This is a genomic window from Aquimarina sp. Aq107 (assembly GCF_943733665.1).
Classification (GTDB): domain Bacteria; phylum Bacteroidota; class Bacteroidia; order Flavobacteriales; family Flavobacteriaceae; genus Aquimarina.
Genome location: NZ_OX030782.1, coordinates 4801214 through 4825755, shown reverse-complemented (window position 1 = coordinate 4825755; position 24542 = coordinate 4801214). Strand labels below are relative to the sequence as shown.

The window sequence follows — 24542 nt, the reverse complement described above, 5'->3', positions numbered from 1 at the left end:
ATAACACAACTCAAATAAAAAGCAGCTTATGAAAACACTATTCCCCAAAAAAGCTGTACTGTTAATATTATTTATTATCAGTACCATAAGTAATATAAGTGCGCAAGAATCGGTTCCTATTACTCCAAGACCAGGAGCTCAATTCAATAATATTAGAGGAAACATGGTTATGACCGGTAACGATATTGTTGGAGTTATTGAAGATGATAACGGTACTACTTTTACCAATCCTAATCGAAATTACAATGGTAATGATAATAATGGAAATTATGTTACTGCTTTTATAGATGTGGATAACGATCCAACGACGTTTAGTTCTAGTGAGGCAGGTTTAACTGCACCAAGAGAAGACTGTAGTCGATTGGTGTATGCGGGATTATATTGGTCGGCTAACTATTATATGGCTAGACAGGATAGTCCTATCAATTTTTCGAATAATGAAATATCTTCTAATTCAAATACGGGTACAGCATTTATTATCAACAATGGTCCTCTAGCACAAATGTATACAGCTAGGAATTCAGAGTTTAGTAATGATAATTCGGATATAGAATTTAGTCCGGTAACTTCATATTTAGTGGTTGCGCAACCGGTGAACGGATGTGGTACTATTACAAACTCTGCTGAGTTAGCAGGTAATATTGCAGTTATTAGAGATGGAGGAAGTTGTTCCCTACGAGACAAAGTAGTGAATGCCGAAAGTGCTGGAGCTGTTGGAGTTGTGATTGTTAACGATGGGGGGTTGCTGCCAAGAATGACAGGAAATGGAACTGCAATTAACATTCCATCAGTTTCTATAGGAAATGATGATATCAATAATGCAAATTTCACTGGAGGAGATTTAATACCTTTATTACAAGCAGAAACTAACGTAGTCTTAGCTACTTTATCAACAAGCAGTGGTAATGACTGGCTTAACAATCTTCCTCTTACGGATCCAAGAAAACAAGGTCCTGCAGATTTTAGAAATGTAAAATTCAAAGTGCCAGGTGGTACTTATGTAGATGTAACAGCGAGTAGTGTTGTTTTTGATGGATATAGAAATACTCCTACCAATCCTTTAGGGGATAGTGCAAATGACGAACTTCCTTATGTTTGTTATGCGGACGTAACAAGTTTGTTAGATCCAGATAATTATTTCGGTACATATACTTTGGCTAACATGAATGCCACACAAGGTTTTACCAGTGGTGGCGACGGTGCCTGTGGAGGGTGGTTTATAGTTGCTATTTATGAAGATCAACAGGAATCAGCAAAGTTTATTAGTACAAGTGATGGATTTGTTCAGATTTTTAGTGGTCAGGCTCCACTACAGTTTACCTATAGTGGTTTTACAACGCCTACTGGCGCAAGTGAACCTGTTAATGTAAGGTTTGGTACTTCTTCATTAGAAGGTGATACTAGTTTGGGCGGAGATGAATTAAGAATAGTAAACACATCGGGAGGACTTACTGCATTAGGACAAGGAAATGCATCTGCAAACCCAACGACGAACTTTTTTAACGGATCTATATCTTTTGATGGTAATTATATCACAGATCGAACACCTAATTCGGAGAATACGCAAGGGTTTGATATGGATTATTTTGAACTTCCGAATGTTACAAAAGATTTAGTAGGTAATGGACAAACGTCTGCTACCTTCGAGTTATTTACTGATCGAGATCGTTATAGTGTATTTTTTAATGCCTTTTCAGTTACTATTATAGAGCCTGAACTAAGAATTATTAAAAAGGTTTTTGATTTAGATGGTACTACAGAAATAACAGGAAATAATGTCGAACTTGGAGACGAGGTTTTTTATGATTTAGAAATAGAAAATATTGGTAATGAAGATTTTGTTGATGGAACAGTAATTATAACGGATGTATTACCTCCTAATACAAATTTACTAGGAGTAGTTGATGCTACGTTGCCACCTGGAGTTACCTATACAGAGATTACACCTGGAGTTTTACAATTTAATATACCAGCAAGTATAGTAGAAACTCCCAACGATGAACCAGTTGGTGTGGGGGATGCACCAATTTTTATACGATTTAGAGCACAATTAGTAAGTAGTTGTGAAGAATTAAGAGACGCTTGTTCTGACGTAATTACTAACTCTGCGACGGCTACGTATACTGGATTACAATCAGGAACACTTGGAAGTACAACGAGTAGCTCTCAATTGGGAGTTTGTGGGGATCAATTAAATGAAGCTTCTAATATACTTGTTAATATTCCCGCGTGTCAACTAGATGTAACTTTTTGTGATGATGAGTTACTTTTGGTTGCAGGTACTGGTTATAATCAATATACTTGGTCAGGACCAGGTATTGCTACACCAGTAGTAACTACGGTTAACTTTTTTAATGTACCAAACCCTCAAACAGGGGTTTATACAGTGCTTAAAGAAGATACTGATGGTGTTGATCCTAGTTGTATGTCTCTTACAGAAGAATTTACAGTAACTGCTTTTAGAGATATTACCAATCCTGTTCTGGATTATGTAAATGGTACTACTATAGTTACTGAAGATTGTAGTGGTGTTCCTATACCACAAATTTTATTATGTGGTGATCAGACACAATTGCTTGAAACTAATTTTGATCCTTCTAGCTTAGATGATATTTCTTGGCAACGATTGACTCCTTCGGGATCTTGTGTTTTAGATCCTAATGATCCTTGTTCTCTGTTAGATGGTAATTGTACCGATGCTAATTGGGTTGAGGTTGCAGGTGGAGACACAGAGGATTATACTGTTTCTGAAGCAGGCGATTATAGAATTCTTGCAGAGTTTGATGGTGGGTGTATCATACCATTTTATTTTAGTGTATTTAAGAACGATTATCAACCAGACCTAACCATGAACCCAATAGAATGTGGTAGTGATGGTAGTGTTAGTGTAATAAATGTACCTACTAATTTTGCATTTAGTTTAACATCTGGAGGTCCTTATACGAATACGACAGGTGTTTTTCCAATATCTACTGCTGGTGACGTTACTGTGTATGCTATTGATACTACTTTTCCAGGATGTGAGTATTCAGAAACAATAAATGTTCCTTCTATTGACCCTACATTTAGTGTTACCGGAGTTGATCCAACTTGTGTTAACGATGATAATGGAACAGGTTTTGGAAGAATTAATATAAGTGTAACAGGTGGAATACCTGAATATCAATACACCATTTCAAGTGCCGCTTTAGGAGCAGCAGACCCTATAATTGTGCCTAATAGTAGCGCAAATAATGGTAATTATACACAAAATAATTTACCAGCAGGTACGTATACTGTAGAGGTAATTTCAAATAGGCCGACACCAGAGTGTGTCTTTGATGCAACTGTTACGATTAATCCTGCTCCAGCTTTTGATGCGGAAGTAGTATTATTAGCACCTGAAACTTGTGATAGTGGAGCCTTAGTTCAAGTAAATGTTTTAAATGGTTCAGGTGATTATTTATATGATAACGGAGATGGTAATTTTGTAGCCTGTAATATTTTCGAGATTCCTAGTCCTGCAAACCCAGCTACTACGTATACCTTTAGAATAAGTGATAATAGTATTCCTAGTGGTTCACCAGCTTGTGTTATTTCTGCAAGTATTGATAATATAACGCCGTATGAGCCAATTGTAATTGACAATGTTACTGTTACTCAACCTCCTTGCCCTGGAGACACAGGACAAATACAGGTAGATGTTTCGCCAACAGTAGCAGGAAGATTATATACATATCAACTTTGGGATTGTGCTGCAGATCCAAATTGTGGTAACGGTATTAGTGATCCTGCTGATCCGAGCGATGAGGACCCAAGTTTATGGACTTTGGTTAATGATATTAGTTCTACAGGAAGTCAAACAATTACATTTACAGGTGTTCCTGACGGTAATTCATATGTAGTTCAAGTAACTCACGCTAATACCACACCTGCAATTACAAATCCTGACTGTTCTTTTCCGGTACCGGAGCCAATAATATGTCCAGTTACACAATATGGATTCTCTATTAGCTCACCAACAGGAATTACAGCAGATGTAACACTTGATAGACCTTTGAGTTGTATTGTCGGAAGTGAGGATGCTATTATTCAAGTAGATAATATAGCAGGAGGTTCTGGTTCTTATGAATGGAGTTTAGATAATGTTAATTTTACAAATGTAACAACTACTCCATTTGATATTTTAGTAAGTATAGATGGGTCTTATACAATATACATTAGAAACCAAGGAAGTGCAGATTGTGCGGCTCCATTTGCTATAGATGTACCTGCACTTGTTCCTATTGACTCTATTACTTTTACACCAGGAAATGGTGATTGTACTTCTCAAAGTTCAGAAGTTAGTTTCGAAGCGCAACCTCCATTATCGGCTGCTGATATAGCTGCTGGAGTGGTCTATGAATATGATGTATCTCCTGATCCTGCTACTGGTACAGGTGCTACAGGAAACACCGGCTTTTTAACTACGAATAGCTATACAATAGCACAAGGTATTACGTACACTGTTACTGCAAGAAGAAGTGACGACCAATGTACATTTAATGATGATTACAGAGTAGATGTAATCGACCCTATAGATATAACGAATGCTGTAGAAACTACTCCTGTGGTTTGTGTAGGAGAAAGTAATGGAGCATTGTCTTTTACGGTAACAAACAGTACTTCTTTTGATTATACAGTTACATTGGGAGGAACTACGGTTGATTCTGGTAATGGTATTACTACAAGTCCAGTAAATGTTACTGGCTTAGTTGCAGGAACATATACTATTACAGTTACAGATACGAATCCAGGAGGTTCAGGTTCACCGTTAAACTGTTCTGATACAGCTACTGTGGATGTAACGGAACCAGCAACACCACTTACTTTTACAACAGTCGCTACGGAGACAAATTGTGGTGCAAATACTGGAACCATTACAGTAACCGCTAATGGAGGTAGAGGAAACTATCAATACAGGTTAGTGGATAGTGGAGGTGGAGTAATTGTAGATTACCCTAATACAAACAATGTCTTTACAGGACTTGCGGTAGACACGTATACCATTTTTGTAAGAGATGGTAACTCTGCAGCTGCTTGTGAGATTAACAATACTGAATCAATTACACAATCTGCTTCGCCTACAATAGCATTGGCGACAGGAGGAGATAATTGTTACGATGGAACAGATCAAGCAACTCAATGGGTAACAATTACTCCTGGAATACCTACACCTTTAGGTCCTTTTGAGTATAGTCTTAATGGAGGAACTGGAGTTGCTATAACATTTTTACCAGTTGCAACACCTGCTCCGGCAAATACATTCGAAATTCCTAATCTTACACCAGGAAATTATACGGTTGTTGTTACAAATACAGCAACAAATTGTTCGACTGCGGCATTGGCATTTACAATAAATCCAGAGTTGACGATTACTGCTGATTTGGCAAATGATATTAATTGTAATGAAGATGCTAATATAACTTTTACTCCTGCAGGAGGAAGCACAGTGTATACGCAGTTTGATTTATATGCTCAAGGTTCGCCACCAACATTGGTGCAAGCGAATATTACATCTCCCCATACAATTTCAACACCAGGAACATATGTTGTTCAGGTGACAGATGATCAAGGATGTACTGCTTTTTCTAATCCAGAAACTGTTACTGCATACGAAGCTATTGCTACAAGTGCGCCTGTAGTTACAAATCCAGATTGTCCTACAGATAATGGAAGTATAGAAATTACTGTAACAGCAGGAGAGGGACCATTCACATATGTGTTGGATGGAGACGCAACTACTACACAGGGACCAACAGGAACTGGACCAATAACGTTTAATAACGTTCCAGTAGGAGCACATACAATAACTATTACTGATGGATCGGGAGCTAGCCCTGCTTGTACATTGGATGTAAATGCAACAATAACAGCACCAGTTGCAATAACGGCTGATATAGCTATTACCCAAGAATATAGGTGTGATGCTACAGGATCTAGTACAACTCCTCAATTAGGAACGATTACAGTATCTAATCCTGCAAATGGTACAGCACCATATGCATATAGTATAGATGGTGTAGACTTTAGCAATACAACAGGAATATTTACGGGATTGACAGATGGAACCTATACACTGTTTATTAGAGATGCAAATACTGTTTCTTGTCCGATAAACTTAGGTCAGTTAACAATTGATCCATTAGTACAAGTTACGGATCTCTCTTTTGCTGCGACACAAGTTCAATGTCCTGCGTTAGAAGCAGATGTTACATTGACCCCAACTTTAGATGGAACAAGTACGGTAATGTATGAAATTACTGCTCCAATAACAGTAGGACCTCAAGTGTCTAATGTATTTACAGGGTTAACTTCTGGAACAACATATACATTCCTTGCAAGAACAGATACTGATGGTTGTGTGTATACTGAAACCTTTACAGTTCCTACTATTGATTTAATAGCGGTAAATGCTACTGTTGTAAATGAGCCATTATGTAACGGACAAAGCACAGGAGAATTATCATTTACGGTTTCAGGAATTGATTTAACTACCGAGACATATGAATACGAGGTTTCTATAGGAGGTACTATTGTTGCGCAAGCTACTGGTCAAAATGCAGCTACTATTCCAACAGGAGATATATTAGCAGCTGGAACATATGATATTTTAGTTACAGATGAAAGAACTAATTGTACAGCAACAGATCAAGTAATTATTGGAGAACCTGATGTTATTACGTTTACTATAGATCCTATTGATCAAGATTGTGTTGCTAATACAAGTACTGTTACCATTAGTAATGTGATGGGTGGAAGTGGTGTTGGTTACACTTGGATATTAAATGATTCAGGAGGAACTGCTGTTGGTCCAAGTAGACCAGTTACTGATCCTTATTTAAATGTTCCGAATGGAACAGGGTATCAAATTATAGTAACAGATAGTAACTCTTGTGTATCTGCTACACAAACTTTAGATATTAATCAATTACCACAAATAGCTGCTACTATAGATACTGGTTCTGATTTCTGTTTGGATGATGGGACAGTAAGTTTTACGATAAATATTGATGGAACAAATTCTGGAACACCAGATTATATTTATAACGTTGCTCTTGGCGGAACGATAGTGATACCAGACACTAATGTGGGAGCACTTACTACTTTTACTACAACGCCAGCATTAACGCAAGCAGGGACGTATACAATTACAATAACAGATAGCAATGGTTGTCCAGTAACACTTACTGAAACTATTGCAGAGGCGGTTTCACTTGATGTTACCCAGGTGGCAGATATTACTTGTAATGCTGCAGGTACTCCGGTTGATGCTTCTTTTTCTTTTGTTGTGAATGGAGGATACACCCCTTATGACATTGCGGTTTCATTTAATGGAGGTGCTTTTGTAGATCATATTACTAATGGTACTACACCATTTGTTGATTATGTAGCTACTTCAGGAGCTGGAACTTATGTTTTTAGAGTTACTGATGATAGAGGATGTACATTTACTACTTCTCCTTTTACAGTTACAGATCCGGTTGCTCCGACAATCACAGCACCAACTGTAAATGTAGATTGTTTTGGTGACACAGGTACTGCTGTAGTAACTGTGACAGGAACAGAAACCCCTTATGAAATTGATTTCGGAAATACAGGAACATTTGTGGCAATTACAGGTACTCAAATAACTTTCCCTAATTTAGTAGAGAATACTTATAACTTTACTGTAAGAAGTAGTAGAGGATGTTTATATCCAGGAACTGTAGAAATTGCTGCACCGGACGAAATTTTGGAGGTAAGTAGAACAGAAACACCTGTTACTTGTGGTGGATCTGTTATTGTTACAGAGTTAGGAGCGATAGATTTAGAAATAAGTGGTGGTTCAGGAACATATACTTATACATTGGTAGATGCAAGTGATGTTTCAATAAGACCTATTGTTCCTTCTACTAATACTACTTCAACGAATCCTGTTGTACTAAGTGCTTCAACAACAGTTCGATTCGAAGGATTAAATTTTGGTCAGTATTTTATCTTTGTAGAAGATGATAATGGTTGCGTTTCTAACCCGGATCCTATAGGGCCGTTTAATATTTTCTCACCACCAAGTGATTTAGTTCAGAATGTTGTTGCAACTGGTAATTGTCTTGCCGGTGTAATTTTTGATATAGATGTTGTTGGTGGTGTTGGTCAAGACAATACTACAAATCCTCCTTTAGGTTTTGACATTCGTATTGTTGGAGAACCTTCTCCTGGTTTAGGAGATTTTGTTCCTTTAAATGATGAACCATTGAACGCTACGGTTACAACTCCTACTAACCCAATAAGAATTCATCGATATGGAGGAATGACTGCTGGTGCTTTTGATGTTCTTCAATTTAATAGAACTTATATCTTAGAAGTAAGAGATAACGCTACGGGTTGTTTGTATCAGGAGTTGGTGCCACCTGTAACGCCTCCGTCTGATCCAGATATTATTAATTTTATATCGACGGATGTTACATGTAATGAGGTGCCAGCACTGGATGATGGGGAAATAAGTTTTGATATTTCTGGATATGATGCTACTGTTACATCTGTTTCGTGGGAAGTATTTGATCAGTTTACAAATGTTTCTTTAGGAGCAGCTTTTTCTGGTACTTCGGCGGTAGTATCTCCTGCGACAGTTCCAGTTACAATTTCTAATTTCCCACCAGGGAGATATTATGTGATTGTTAGAGAAGATGATGGAACTTTATGTTCGAACAGAGTAGATTTTGAAATAGATATCCCAGATCCATTAACTTCTGTAGCTACTAATCTTACTCCAGCTAATAGTTGTGGTACCAATGCACAGGTAATAATGGATACTGATGGTGGTACACCTTTTGGAATACCACCAACTACGGATGGATATACATATGTTGTAGTGGCCGATGGTGCTGGTGATCCAGGTACGTATCCATTAAATGATAACACAATTGATCTAGGTAATATTGCTGGAGATTTTGATATTTGGGTAGCAGATCTTAATGGATGTAGTTTCGGTCCTGTAGATGTTACAGTAGTGGTAAATCCGCTACCAACTGTTACAGCTAGTTTTATTGATGATTGTGCATATGATAATAGCAATATAATTGATGTAGATGGTACAGGTCTTGGTACATTATTATATCAAATTAATGGAGGAACTGCAGTTACAGGTAGTATAGATAATAATAATCACCAATTTATTGTATCTACTCCTGGATCGTATATAATAACAATTACGGATGAGACAGGTTGTTCTGTAGATACTCCTCCTGTTGTTGTTTATGACGAACTAGTTATTAGTGCAGCATTTACAACTGCTCCAGATTGTGAAAACCCTACAGGTGTTATTACTACAACAATTACATCAGGTGTTGTACAAGGGACATTAACATATGTACTACAAGACGGAACTGGAACACCAACAGGAAATGTAACGGGTGATGTTAATGGAATTTATACTGGTGTTGCTCCAGGTGATTATATCGTAGTTGCTACGGATGATGGACGTGGAACTATTGCACCATTTTGTTCATTCTCTGCTCCGGTAAGTATAGATGCTCCGACGCCTCCAGTACTTGTACCTGAAACTACTTTTGTTACTTGTATAGGTGATACGGATGGTGTTATAACGGCAGCATTAACAGCTGCATCGACGGATGCTGACCCAGCGGTTATTTATGAATATAGAATTTCTGCACCGATAGCAGATGTAACTCCATTCCAAACAAGTCCTGTATTCTCAGGTTTGGGTATTGGAACGTATACTATTGAAGTAAGGGTTACTAAGCCAAACGGAGCTTTAAATGTAATTTGTTTGGATACTGAAGATTATATTATAGATCAACCTTCACTTCCTGTAGCAACTGTTGCATTGGAGACACCTTATGGATGTACCGGTGCTACAATAAATCTTCCTGTAATTACTGTAGATAACTTTGCTGGTGGTAATTCTCCATATACTATATCTTATACGGATCCATCAGGAAATACCATTGGGCCAGTTGATCCAGCTACATTAGATACTGATTCTGGTTTAGCAGGAATTCAGATTATAGCAAACGAATCTGGTAATTATACATTTACTGTATTTGACACTAATGATTGTCCTAATGTCCTAGTACCATTTAATATTCCTCCGTTCCCTGTAATGACAGACGCGGTAGTAAATCTAGTAACAGGTATAAATTGTACTACCAACACTGAAGAGGTTACGGTTACTGTAACTGGAGGAACAGGTCCATTTGATTTTATAGAAATCAATGGAGCAGTACCATCTCAGATAGGAGTTGCTTCTGGAGGAGCAACAACTACAAGTGGTTCATTCTTTTTACCTGGTGTAGGTAATTATATTTTTAGAGTGTTTGATCAAGGAACTCAATGTTCTATTGAGACATTACCTTATGAAATTACTCCTTATGATACAATAGAGGCTAATATTGCTGTGGTTACTCCAAATATTTTATGTTTTGGTGATGCTACAGGTAATATAGAGCTTACTGTTACAGGACATACTGGTGCTTACAATTACACAGTAACAAATACGACTACAGGAACCGTAACAGGTCCTATAGGTGCAGATACTATGGTACAGAATCCTATCACCATAACTGGTTTAGAGGCAGGAAGTATTCAGGTTTCGATTATAGATCCTGTTTCTACTTGTAATGATACGTCTAATGTTGTCAATATTGCTCAACCTACAGAACTACTATTAGCGTTGGATTCTAATACTAATGCAAATTGTAACGATGATGGAAGAGTTGTAGTAACAGCTTCTGGAGGAACATCTCCTTATACTTTTACTGCGACAGATGTGCCAAGTGGAGGAACATTTACAACTACCAACACAACGGGAATATTTGATTTACCTGTTACAGGTGCTAGTACAGATTATACAATTAGCGTTGTGGATGATAATTCTTGTACCTCTAACCCTGTTTCTATAGTGGTTACGGTAAATAGAACTGACAATCCTGTACTTAACCCACTTACGGTAGATGATGTATGTACACATGATGGAAGTTATGTAATATCAGCATCAGGTACTAGTAATGTTCCGGTACCACCAGGTTCAGGAATATTAAGATTCCAATTAGATACAGGTATTATAGAAGATGCTAATAACGGAACTACGGCTCATACATTTACTGTGGCAACTCCAGGAACTTATACTGTTACTGTATATGATGAAAATGGATGTCCTTCTAATGTGGAATCAATAACGATATTACCAGAATTAACTGCTACTGCAGATTTCACGACGGATCCTACTTGTAGAGATGTTGATGGAACGATAACTGTTACTGTTAATGGTGGATCAGATTTTACTGTCAACCCAGGTAATTTCACCTTTACTCTAAGAGATGAAGTTACAAATGCAATTGTTGCTGGACCTCAGGTAGGGAATAATATTTTTACTCCAATTGCTGCAGGCGATTATATAGTAGAAATTACTGATATCAATATTGCTGCGATTACTACACCGTGTACAATTACGATAGATGTTCCAGAATTAACGGTGCCATTGGATCCTATTCCATCAGCAACTTCAACAGCTGTATCTTGTATAGGAGCAACCGATGGAACGGTTACTGTAACTTTACAAACAGGTACTGATTTAGATGGACCTTACACATATCAAATATATGTTGACGATGGAACAGGAAATCCTGATTTAGCACAACAGGTTGGAGTTGATCAAATAGATAACCCAGTATTTACTGATTTACCATTTGGAGATTATGTTGTTGTGGTAACTTCAGATAGAAGTTGTTCTGGTCAGGTTGCCATAACAGTTGCGAACGCTACGCAAGTTGCTGTTGCAATTTCTCAAAGCGCATATAGCTGTGCTCCAGATAATAGTTCAGTATTCCCGATAATTACTGTAACAATAACAGCTGGAACTGCACCATATAGTATTTCTTACGAAACACCGTCTGGAGTAGTTATCACTGAATTGGATATTGCTGATGCTAATTTAGGTACTCCTGAAATAGATTATGAAATTACTGCTGATGAGGAAGGGGATTATTTAATTTCAGTAACGGATAGTAATAGCTGTACTACAAACCCTGTAACAGAAACTGAAACAGTAGCTCCGTTCCCAATAATGACAAATCCTGCTGTAGCTATTGTTACAAATATTACCTGTGCTGTTGATGAAGAAGTTACTGTATCTGTACAAGGAGGTTCGGGTGATTTCTTATTTGAACTAGTAGATAATACAGGCACTGTAATTAATCCACCTGCTCCAGTAGATACTCCTGCTGGTGTGTCAACAGCTAATTTTGTATTACCAAGAACTTTAGGTATTTACACTTTTAGAATTACAGATCAGATTACGATGTGTACGATTACTGTTACTCATGAGATTGATCAATTCGATTTTGTAGAATTGGTAGCTGCTGAGGAAACACCTGAAACTTGTTTAGGAGATGCAGATGGTACGATCAATATATCGATAACTGGATATACAGGACCATATAATTTTACAATTCTTGATGAAAATGGTAATCCAACAGCGTTCTCTGGAACAGGAGATACGACAACAGATCCTAATCCATATATTTTACCAGTGAATTTACCACAAGGTGTATATATTGTAGAAATTGTGGAAACTGCAGATCCATTGTGTACAGAACGATCGAATGTTGTTGCAATTACAGGGCCTGGTGCGCCAATTGTAACGGCTATATCGGCTATTAATACTGTAGAGTCGTGTGTTCCTGGTAGTGATGGATCTTTCCAAGCGTCTGTTACTGGAGCTCAAGGAACAGTTACATATACGTTAACTCCTGGTGCTATTTCTAACACAACGGGGTTATTCGAAAATCTAACAGCTGGACTGTATACGGTTACTGCTGAAGATAGTCAGGGATGTACTGACGATGAGCAGTTTACTATACAGTCACCTAATGCTATAATTGTTGATCCAATAGCAGATAGCAGTGTTACTTGCTTTGAGGATGTTGATGGTAGTATTACTGTAGTTGCTAGTGGAGGTCAAGGACCAGGAACTTATTTGTATACTTTAACATTCCCTGATGGAGTTACTACTAGTGGACCACAGCCTATTAATGTGTTCAATAATTTAGGTGCAGGAACTTATACAATTACAGTTTCTGATAATTTAAATTGTACAGCGACAACTACTGCTATTATAAACGAGCCAAGTGAAGTTACTGTTAATATAGATAGTGTTACAGAAGTTACCTGTGATATTAATACAATAGATGTAACAATTAGTGGAACAAGTGATGTAGCAATCATTGAATACTATTATGTTGATCAAGATGGTAATGAAGTAGCAAATGGAGGATCTGGAATTTTTACAGGCCTTGGAGCAGGAGAGTATCAATTCTTTGTAGAGGATGTAAATGGTTGTAGATCTCAATTATCTTCGCCAGTTCCTGTAATACCAATTAATCAGATAATGATTGCTTTAGATACAACTGCTGCAAATATTAACTGTTTTAATGAAGCTACAGCTGTTATTAATGCTACTGTTACCGGAGGTATTGGAGACTATATTTTTGAGTTAACGAATAATACTACTACTCAAACTTGGGGTCCTCAAAATAATAGTGAATTTATTGACTTACCACCAGGAAACTATACATATTTAGTAAGAAGTGATAGAAATTGTGTTGCTCAAGTAGATTTCGATATTATAAATCCTGCGGAGTTTGAAAATATTCCACCTCAAATTACAGATGTGGTTTGTTTCGGAGAGGATAATGGATCTATTATTGTATTTGCGGCTGGAGGTACACCAGATTATTCTTTTGCAATAAGTACAAATCCAGGTCAATTCTTTAACGATGAATCGGACAATGTTCCTAACCAACATACGTTTACCAATTTAGTTCCTGGAACGTATCAGGTATTTGCACAGGATGCTAATGGTTGTGGACAAGTATATGATGTAACTATCGGTGAGCCTGATCAGTTAATGGCTAATATTGTGGGAGCAATAACGCCAGAAACTTGTTTTGGTGATAGTGATGGAGCGGTTACTATCGATATTACCGGAGGTACACCACCGTATTCAACAAATATCACAAATAATGATGGAGATTTTATGGACGGAGTGTTGACTTATATGGACCTTCCAGGCGGAACTACTACGATCTTTATTAGAGATGCTAATGATTGTAGAATAAACTTACCAGTGGATATTCCAGAAGGAGCTATTCTTAATGGAGTAATGAGTCCTAGAGTTGATTGTCCAATAATAAATACAGATGGTTCGATAAATCAACCACCTATATATTACATAGACTTTATTTTAGGCGATGACTCTGTAGACACTGATATTCTTTACAACCTAGTATCACTAGATGGAGGTGTGAGTCCAGGAGATAGTTTATCTCCAACATTCATTGTACAACCAGGAGAATATCAAGGAACTATGACTTATACTCCTACAGGATGTGTGTTTGATTTAGGATCAATAACAATAGAAGAATATATTCCTTTAGCAACACCAATTGCTCAGATGACAAATAATCCTCAGGATCCTAATGAGTATGAAATTATTGTAACAGGAGGTAGTGGAGATTACACTTATTTTGTAGCAATCATACCTAATGGGCAAACGGTGAATGATTTAACCGATGCGGATTATAGAGAATTAGATGATAATATTTTCTCTATAGATGAAACTGCGGAGTATGCATTAAGAGTTGTAGATAATATGGGTTGTGAGGTAGTTGGAGTTCAAGAATTGATTTTTATTAACATTATCATTCCGAATTACTTTACACCTGATGGTGATGGTACAAATGATACCTGGTATCCTAGACAAGATCCGTTTAGAGATCCATTCTTCTTTGATGATATGGAAGTTAAGGTATTCGATAGATATGGTAGATTATTAGCTGAGTTTGTTGGAGACCAAGGAACCAATAACGGTTGGGATGGAATTTACCAAGGAAGTGAGTTGCCATCAGGAGATTATTGGTTTACCATTATTCTTAATGACATTGATAACAGAGAGTTTACAGGTCACTTTACTTTATATAGATAATAAGTATGAGAACGTACACAAGACATATAATAATAGCTATAGTTTTAATAACAGCTATAGTTGGTAATAGAAGTTATGGTCAAGAGTTTTTTGCACCAGTTCAAAACCAATATATTGCAGATAATCCATATTTAATATCTAGTGCTTATGCAGGTATTGGAGATTGTTGGCAGGTTCGAGCTTCGGGATTTGAACAGTGGGTTGATATTGCTGATGCCCCAGGAACGCAGTCAGTGTCTATAGATGGTCGTATTTCTGATCGTTCGGGTGTAGGAGCTATTTTATTTAATGATAAAAATGGAGCAACTTCTCAAAAAGGTGTACAATTATCTTTTGCACACCACTTGACACTAAATGAGTATACCAATCAATACCTATCCTTTGGTATTAGTTATAAGTTTACTCAGTTTGGGATAGACACATCTCAATTCAATGATGGAGACCCTAATATGCCGCCTAGCGAAAGTTTAGAAAATGTTACAGTAAATAATTCGAATTTTGATATTGGAGTATTGTATCGATTAGGAAGATTCTTCTTAAGTGCAAATGCCGTGAATTTGTTACAGAAGCAAATAGATGATTTTAATCCTACCGAACCTTCTTCTATACAGAACTACTATGTGTATTCTGGATATACTTTTTATGATCGCTTTAGCGATATAGAAGTAGAACCTTCAGTGTTATATCAGAACTTTGCTGGTGACGGTAGAAGTACGGCTGATCTTAACTTAAAAGTACGTAAGTTACATAGAGGAGATTATTATTGGGCAGGAATAAGTTTAAGGTCATTAGTAGATCAGGATTTTAAACCTTTATCTGTTTCTCCGATGATTGGTATTAAAAAATCTAATTTCTATGTTGCCTATGGATATCAGGTAAATGTGAATGAAGTATTTGATGCAAGTAACGCAGCAGGATCACATATGATTACTTTGGGGATTGACTTTGGATGTAGACAAAGTAAATGTGGATGTACTTATTAAAATAAATCGTAAATAACTACTCTTTTTACTACGATAAAATATAAATATTGGAAACACTTATCTATTAGATAGGTGTTTTTTTTGCCTTTAAAATGTAATTGTTACCATGTTTAAGAACATAAAATAACTGACTGAACCACTATTAAGATTAATTATAGACATAAAAAAAGAGAATATTAATCTGTATAGGTCAAATAAAAAATAAAGTTATGGTAACATTTTCCTTTCTTATGATACTTACATTAAAAACCAGATTTATCAATTTTAGAAAAAATGAATAAAAAATTACGTCTCGAATTAATAGCGATATGCTTGTTACTTGTTAGCACCACAGTTTTTAGTCAAGAAACTGTTCCTTTTCAGATTAGAAAATCTATCTCGGGTGTTAAAGGAGATTTGATCATGACCGGTAACGATATTGTTGGTATGATTGAGGACAAGGATGGAAATAGGTTTACAGATCCTAATGGAAATTATAATGGTATTGATAATAATGGTAATACTGTTACTGCTTATATAGATGTAGATGATGATCCAACTACTTTTAGTTCAAGTGAAGCTAGGTTAACAGCTCCGAGAGAAGAGTGCAGTAAATTGGTATATGCGGGATTATATTGGTCAGCAAATTATTATATGACTAGAGCGAGTAGTCCTAATAATTTTTTGGATGCTGAAATTGCAAGTAATTCCGATACGAATACAGCATTAATTATAAATAATGGCCCACTAGCTCAACAGTATGTTGTAAGAAATGCTGAGTTTGATAATGATAATGTCGATATACAAAGAAGTCCGGTAACTTCTTATTTGGTGGTAGCTGAACCTATCGATGGTTGCAGTATTACTAATGAGGCAGAGTTAACTGGCAATATAGCAGTGCTTAGAAAAGGAGGTACTTGTTCTTTAAGAGAGAAAGCTGTAAATGCTCAAAATGCCGGTGCGGTAGGAGTAGTTATTGTAAATGATAATGGTCTTTTACCAAGACTTATTGGGAACGGACCAGAGATAACAGTACCCGTAGTATCTATAGGTAATGACGATATTAGTAATGCTAATTTTCTTGATGAAGATTTAGTAACGCTTCTTCAGTCACAAACTAACGTAGTGCTAGCTACTTTATCTACGGATCAGGGAGATGATGTTTTAACAGACCTTCCCCTTATTGATCCAAGAAAACAGGGGCCAGCAGACTTTAGAAATGTAAAATTTAAAATTCCCGGAGGCACCTATATAGATGTTGCTGCTACTAATGTGGTTTTTGATGGATACAGCAATACACCTACGAATCCTTTGGGGAATACCGCAAATGATGAATTTCCTTATGTATGTTATGCAGATGTTACTAGCTTATTGGATCTAGATAATCCTTTTGGAACGTATACCGTTGCGGATATGAATGCAACACAAGGTTTTACAAGTGGTGGAGATGGAGCTTGCGGAGGATGGGTTTTAGTGGCTATTTATGAAGATCCTCAAGATGATGCAAAATACATAAGTATTAGTGATGGATTTGCTCAGATATTTAGTGGAGATGCCCCAATAGAATTTACATATAATGGTTTTATGACACCACAAGGAAATCTACCAGTATCTACTAGATATGGAGTGGCATCATTGGAAGGAGACTTTAGTTTTGATGGAGACCAATTAAATGTATTGAATACAAGTGGTGATTATGTTGCATTAGGACAAGGGGCTGACACGGCTAATCCAGCTACAAATTTTTTTAATAGTTCAATTTCGTCTGATGGAGCATATGTTACGAGCAGAACTCCTAATTCTAGAAATACCCAAGGATTTGACATCGATATTTTTGATTTGCCAAACCCAAGTAATTCGATTATTGGAAATGGTCAAACTTCCGCAGTATTTCAATTAATAACGACTAGAGATAGATTTAGTGTTTTTTTAAATTCTTTTTCTACTACAACAATGGAACCAGAACTTAGTTTGGTACAACGTGTTTTTAACGCAGATGGAACCGTTGAAATTACTGGAGGAAATGTTGAGTTAGGAGATGAAATTATATATGATCTAGAAATAGAAAACGTTGGTAATGAAGATTTCATTGATGGATCGGTAATAATTACAGATATACTTCCGGTAAATACAAATTTATTAGGTATATCTGACGAAACGCTACCACCAGGAGTGACATATTCGGAGATATCTCCAGGAAGATTACAATTTCTGGTACCAAGTAGCCTATTGGAAGTAACAAGCGATGCGATATCCATACGATTTACAACCCAATTAGTAACCAGCTGTAATGATTTAACAGATGCATGTTCTGACCAAGTTATTAACACAACTACTATTTCATATACAGGGTTATTCTCAGGAATAGCAATTTTGGATGATAATGGAGTTTCATCAGACAGTTGTAACTCTATACCAGAGGTAATAGGAAATACGATTATAAATTTTGCTCCTTGTCAAATTGATGTGCCATTTTGTGGAGGAGAGTTATTATTAACAGCGGGAAATGGATATAGTAGTTATACTTGGTCGGGACCGGGTATTTCAACTCCTATAGTTACTACGAGTAATACATTTCAGGTTCCAAATCCTCAAACAGGTGTTTTTAAAGTAATAAAAGAAGATGTTGATGGGGCGGATTCACAATGTATAACATCAGTGGAAGAGTTTAATGTCGAAGGTTTTAGCGACATCCAGAATCCAATTTTGGACTATGTTAATGGAACCACTGTGGTAACAGAAGATTGTAATGGTCTTTCTATTCCACAAATTTTACTATGTGGTGATCAGAGCTTATTTTTAGAAACAAATTTCGATTCATCTGTTTTGGATGGTATTTCTTGGCAACGTTTAAGTTATTCAGGTACGTGTCAGGCAAATTCTAATGATCCTTGTTCTTTATTAGATGGTAATTGTACAGATGCTAACTGGGAAGAAGTTACAGGTGGTAATACTTCAAGTTATACAGTTTCAGAAGTAGGGGATTACAGAATTCTTGCAGAATTTGAAGGTGGATGCGTTATTCCATTTTATTTTAGTGTATTTAAAAATGATTATCAACCAGAACTCTCTATGAATCCTATAGGTTGTGATAATGAAGGTAGTGTTAGTGTTGTAAATGTACTAACTAATTTTGCTTTTAGCTTAACTTCTGGAGGACCTTACACTAATACTACAGGAACATTCGTTATTTCTGTAGAGGGAGATGTAACAGTATATGCTATAGATACTAACTTTCCTGGATGTGAATATGTAGCTACGATTAATGTGCCTTCTGTTGATCCTGTAATTTCTGTAACTAGCGTAGATCCTGTATGTGCAGAAGAATTTGGACAAATAGAAGTTGTTATTACAGACGGAACACCTCCATTCACTTATATTTTGGATGGAAATGTGGAAATTGGCCCCATAGTAGAAGACACAATAACTTTTGATAATGTGGAAATTGGAGATCATGAGATTCAGATAATAGATGGTAACCAATGCGAAAATTTCGAAAATGTTATTATTAATGCACCTAATGCTATTATTGAGGTGTCTAACGCTATTACGCCGGTAACTTGTGGAGGGTCAGATATTATTACTGATTTAGGAGCTATAGATTTAACTATAAGTGGAGGAACAGGACCATATACATATACCTTGGTAGATGCTGCGAATATAGCAATTACACCATTGATTCCTTCTACTACTATTTCTTCAAATCCAATTTTAACAACGGCTACAGAAGTTCGCTTTGAAGGGCTTAATTTTGGACAGTATTATATTTTCGTTCAAAGTACAGATAATATCAGTGGTTGTAGTCAGGTATTATTTGGACCATATGAGATGGCATCACCACCAGATGATTTAATAACTAATATAACTGTAGGCCCTAGTTGTTCAGAAGGTATTATTCTAGATGTCGTTCTGCAAGGAGGTGTAGGTATAAGTCCTCCAACAGATCCGCCGCCAGGTTTTGATATACGCATTGTCGGTGAACCATCGCCAGGTCTTGGAGATTTTGTGCCGCTAAATGATGGTGAAGGAGGATCAACAATAGTAGATGCCAATACACCAATAAGAGATCATAAATATTCTGGTTTAGCATTTTATAGAGCTTACACGATTGAAGTTAGAGATAATGCTACAAATTGTATCTATAGGGAATTAATTTCACCAATTAACCCTCCGTCTGAACCAAAAATTTTGAATTTTACTGTTACTGATGTAAGTTGTGGACAAGTGCCAGATTCAGGAGACGGGGAAATTAGTTTTGAAATTTCGGAATACGACCCATCCGTAACTCAAGTCTCATGGGAAGTATTTTCTCAAATTACGAACGTTTCTTTAGGAGTAGCGTATTCTGGAACTGCAACGAACCTAACTGGAACCAACGTTCCGGTAGCTATATCAAATTTTTCAGCAGGTCAATATTACGTAATTGTTAGAGAAAATGGTACGAGTTGTCCAGCTAGACAAGATTTTGTGATAGATATTCCCGATTCATTAAATTCAGTTCCAACAAATATAACACCAGCGAATAGTTGTGGTGATAATGCACAGATAATAATGCAAACAGATGGTGGTACTCCGTTTGATATTTCTCAGACGGCTGATGGTTATACCTATGCACTTACAACTGATGGGGCTAGTAACCCAGGTGTTTATCCTATAAATAACAATGTAATTGATTTGGGTAACGTCGCTGGTGATTTTGATATCTGGGTTTCAGATGCTAATGGATGTAGTTTTGGACCTGTAGATGTTAGTGTAATAGTAAGCCCACTTCCGACAGTTGTAGCAAGTTTTATAGATGATTGTGTTTATGATAATAATAATGTAATAAGTGTTGAAGGAACAGGTTTTGGTACCTTATTGTATCAATTGGATGACGGAACTGCAGTAGTAGGTAATATAGATAATAATAATCACCAATTTATAGTAGCAACATCAGGAACTTATGTAGTAACGATTACAGATGAATCCGGGTGTTCAGTGAACACAATCGTTAGGGTTTATGATGAGTTAACAATTAGCGCGGCATTTACTACAGCTCCTACTTGTGGTGATGCTAATGGAGTGATAACAACGATGATAACTGCAGGTGCTGCAGAAGGAGCATTATCCTATGAATTACAAGATATCACTGGAACACCTGTTGCTAATACAACAGGAAATTCTACTGGAGAATATACTGGAGTCCCTTCTGGAGATTATATCGTTGTTACGACTGATGATGGACGAGGAACAACTTCTTATTGTCTTTTTAACGCAATGATATCTGCAGAGGATGTTATTCCGATTACGGCAGATATAGCAATCACCCAAGATTATAATTGTGATACATCTGGAGAAATCACAGTCTCAAACCCAACAGGAGGGAATGGTCAATATGAGTACAGCTTAGATGCTATAATTTGGTCGGTAAATAATCAATTTACTGGATTAATAGATGGAGATTATACGGTTTATATAAGAGATTCTAATACAATTACTTGTCCTGTTTTATTAGGAACCTTGACCATAGACCCAATTAATGAGGTAGTAGATCTTGATTTTACAGCTTCAGACATTACTTGTTCTGCTTCTTCTACGAGTATTACAGTAATTGCAACCGGAACTAATGGCGCTAGTATTTTTGAATATAGAATTAGTGCTCCGATAACAACTCCTTGGCAAACGTTAAATACATTTTCTAATTTGGAACAAGGATACACCTACACCTTTGAGGCAAGAACAGATGATAGCTGTAGTTATACAGAAGATTATAGAATAGACCCTATAGCTCCATTAGTTGTAACGGGGGAGTTAGTATCGGATATAAGTTGTAATGGTGATGCCGATGGAATTGTAAGATTAGAAGTTTCTGGAGGAATACCACCATATACGTTTACATCTTCTTTAAATCCAACTTTGTTCTATTCTGATAATACGGATGGTGTTACTGGTCAACATATGTTTACAGATATTCCTGCGGGATCTTATGAATTTTTAGCTCAAGATAGCCTAGGTTGTAGTTTTATTATTCCGATAATACTCATAGATCCATCAAAACTTTTGGTATCCGTGGATATCGATGAAACCGGAACAATTATCGTAAATGCCAGTGGAGGTACACCAGCTTATGCCTATCAATTATTAAGTGCCGATGGAATTACGACGCTTTTCCCAGAACAAACAAGTAATACTTTTGATGTTGATGTTTCAGGTGAATATGTGGTAAAAGTTCTAGATGTAAATGGTTGTGAAGTCCTAGAATCGATTACGGTAACAATAACTAACCAAAATCCAATCATTGATTATGCGGATGAAATTCTATTCTGTGCATTGATAGGACAGGGTTATCCGGTTATTAGTATTCAGGATGAAAATGGAGAAGAGGTCGATGTATCTTTTACAAATGCAGCATCTATTGTATGGCAAAGATTGGATGATATTTCTTGTAATAGACCATTTGATGAAACTTGTCCAACTACAGATGATAGTTGTAGTTCGGATTGGTTTGATTTTGAAACAGGGGCTGATTGTATGGTCTTAGAACCTGGAGAGTATAGAGTAGTTATTACATTTGCTAATAGAGTAGCACAAAGCACGGAAATATATTATTTTAGAGCAGAAGGGAACACATTAGATGTAATAGAAAATGAAAAGACAAATATTCATCTATATCCAAACCCAGCAAATACTTTAGTAAGTATTAATACAGATATAAGTTTAATAAAAGTTTTTGATGTATCTGGAAAGTTAGTGTTACAAAGTATCCAGAGCTCTTTTGATATTAGTTTACTAAAAAAAGGAGTGTATTTTACAGAAGTTGAAACTAGCAAAGGTGCTAAGAAAATTATAAAATTAGTAAAGCAATAACATTAATTGTTTTCATAGTACAAAAGAGCACTTTTATAGTGCTCTTTTTTTATGAGGTAATTACATATAACCCAAAAACAGCTACTATAAAATAACAAGTTATTGTTAATGCACCTGGATAATCTTTAGCTACTCTTTGACCAAAAAGAAGCATCAAAAGAGTGATACATGCAGCGAACATTGCTGCAATTGCAAATCCAGTATGACTATCCATTATTAAATGATAGATACCACCAATGCATAGTATGGAAGTGATGATTTCAATAATTAACACAGACCCTAGAAGGGCTGGTACCATATTTTTTAAAAATGTTTTTGAAAAATGCTCTTTTAACCAACTTAGATTTCCTTTCCAGTCTGCAATTTTATCGATACCAGATTGTAAAAAAGTAATAAGTAAAAACAGTAAAATTGTAATTGAAACAATATGAGTCATAAAATTATCCATAAAATTGAGTTTAGTTTTGAAATTCTAAAAAAATATAAAAATGCTTATAAAGCTTTTTTATGCAACAATCGAGTAAGTTTAATAGAAAGGTCTGTCAAGATGATTTTTGCGTTACCATTGCGTTCTATATGATAAATTGCGTCTTGTAATTCATTACTTATATCCATAATATTACCACCATGAATAAATGGTGCGAAATTCTTAAGCTTAAAACCATTGGTTTTGGGTTCGAGGAATACAAGATCTTCTGCATTATAATTTAGTAATAATGCTTGTCTAAAAAAATCAAGACAATAGTTTAAAAATCTTTTTTGTGTTTCTCTTCCTGATCCTGCTATAGATTCGCTCCAATTGATTAAATCATTCACTGCAGATTTATTTCCTTTAGCTTTAAAAGCTGTTCGTACCCATTGTATAAACCAGTCTTCAAACTGTTCATCACCACCATCGTGATGTAATAGATGTAATGCTTTACTGTAATCTCCATTTGCTTGGTGTGCAATTTTTAAAGCTTCTGTGTCAGAAATGTTTTCCGACGCTTTTAAGGCATCTTTTATAACTTGTTCACCCAAAGGAGGAAAATGTAGTACTTGACATCTAGACCTTATGGTTTGTATCAATTGCTCCTCGTCTTCTGTAATTAAGATGAAAACGGTTTTTTCTGGAGGTTCTTCAATTAGTTTAAGCAACTTATTAGAAGCAGCGATATTCATCTTGTCAGCCATCCAGATTAACATGACCTTAAAACCACCTTCGTAACTTTTTAACGATAACTTTTTTACAACATCCAATGCTTCATCAACACCTATCTGTCCTTGTTTTTTTTCAATACCTAGTGAAAGATACCAATCAAAAATACTTCCATAGGGGTTGTCATTTATAAAAGTTCTCCATTCTTCAGCAAAGTGATTCGCAGTAGGATGTTTTTTTACTTTATCATTAGTAGCCACAGGATATGCAAAATGCAAATCAGGATGTGCTAAATGATCAAACTTTATATTACAAGAGGAATTACCTCCTGTGTTCTCACCTTCTTTATTTCCACATAAAATATATTGAGCATAGGCAATAGCCATCGGCAGGGTACCACTACCATTAGGTCCTACAAAAAGTTGAGCATGAGGAATACGACCTCTTTCTACACTAGTGGTGAGGTAGCTTTTGATATGTGAAAGCCCTAATATTTTTGAAAAAAGCATAAAGCAAATATAATTTAATAATGTACAATATGTATCGCGTGTAATAGATATAAATTAAATGTGATTTTTTCATTGAAAACTCT

General features: G+C 36.2%; 5 protein-coding genes. 3 read left to right on the top strand and 2 right to left on the bottom strand.

The window, feature by feature from the left end:
- The first annotated feature begins 28 nt into the window (after window positions 1–28).
- The 3 genes from NMK29_RS20930 (at window position 29) to NMK29_RS20920 (ending at window position 22812) form a co-directional block, all read left to right on the top strand.
- Window positions 29–15004, top strand: a complete 14976-nt coding sequence (locus NMK29_RS20930) for a T9SS type B sorting domain-containing protein (RefSeq protein ID WP_108802642.1) — start codon at window positions 29–31, stop codon at window positions 15002–15004.
- A gap of 5 nt (window positions 15005–15009) precedes the next feature.
- The gene (locus NMK29_RS20925; protein ID WP_027394492.1) at window positions 15010–15987 is read left to right on the top strand and encodes a type IX secretion system membrane protein PorP/SprF; all 978 of its coding nucleotides are present in this window, start codon (window positions 15010–15012) and stop codon (window positions 15985–15987) included.
- Between the two features lie 273 nt (window positions 15988–16260).
- A complete protein-coding gene (locus tag NMK29_RS20920) occupies window positions 16261–22812 on the top strand; it encodes a PA domain-containing protein (RefSeq protein ID WP_108802643.1) in 6552 nt (2183 codons plus the stop codon).
- Between the two features lie 49 nt (window positions 22813–22861).
- Here NMK29_RS20920 and NMK29_RS20915 read toward each other — a convergent pair whose 3' ends face one another.
- Complete coding sequence (locus tag NMK29_RS20915; protein WP_199915035.1) at window positions 22862–23260, bottom strand: DoxX family protein; 399 nt, start codon at window positions 23258–23260, stop codon at window positions 22862–22864.
- A 44-nt stretch (window positions 23261–23304) separates the two neighbouring features.
- The gene (locus tag NMK29_RS20910; RefSeq protein ID WP_108802644.1) at window positions 23305–24459 is read right to left on the bottom strand and encodes a DNA polymerase III subunit; all 1155 of its coding nucleotides are present in this window, start codon (window positions 24457–24459) and stop codon (window positions 23305–23307) included.
- Window positions 24460–24542: the final 83 nt, after the last annotated feature.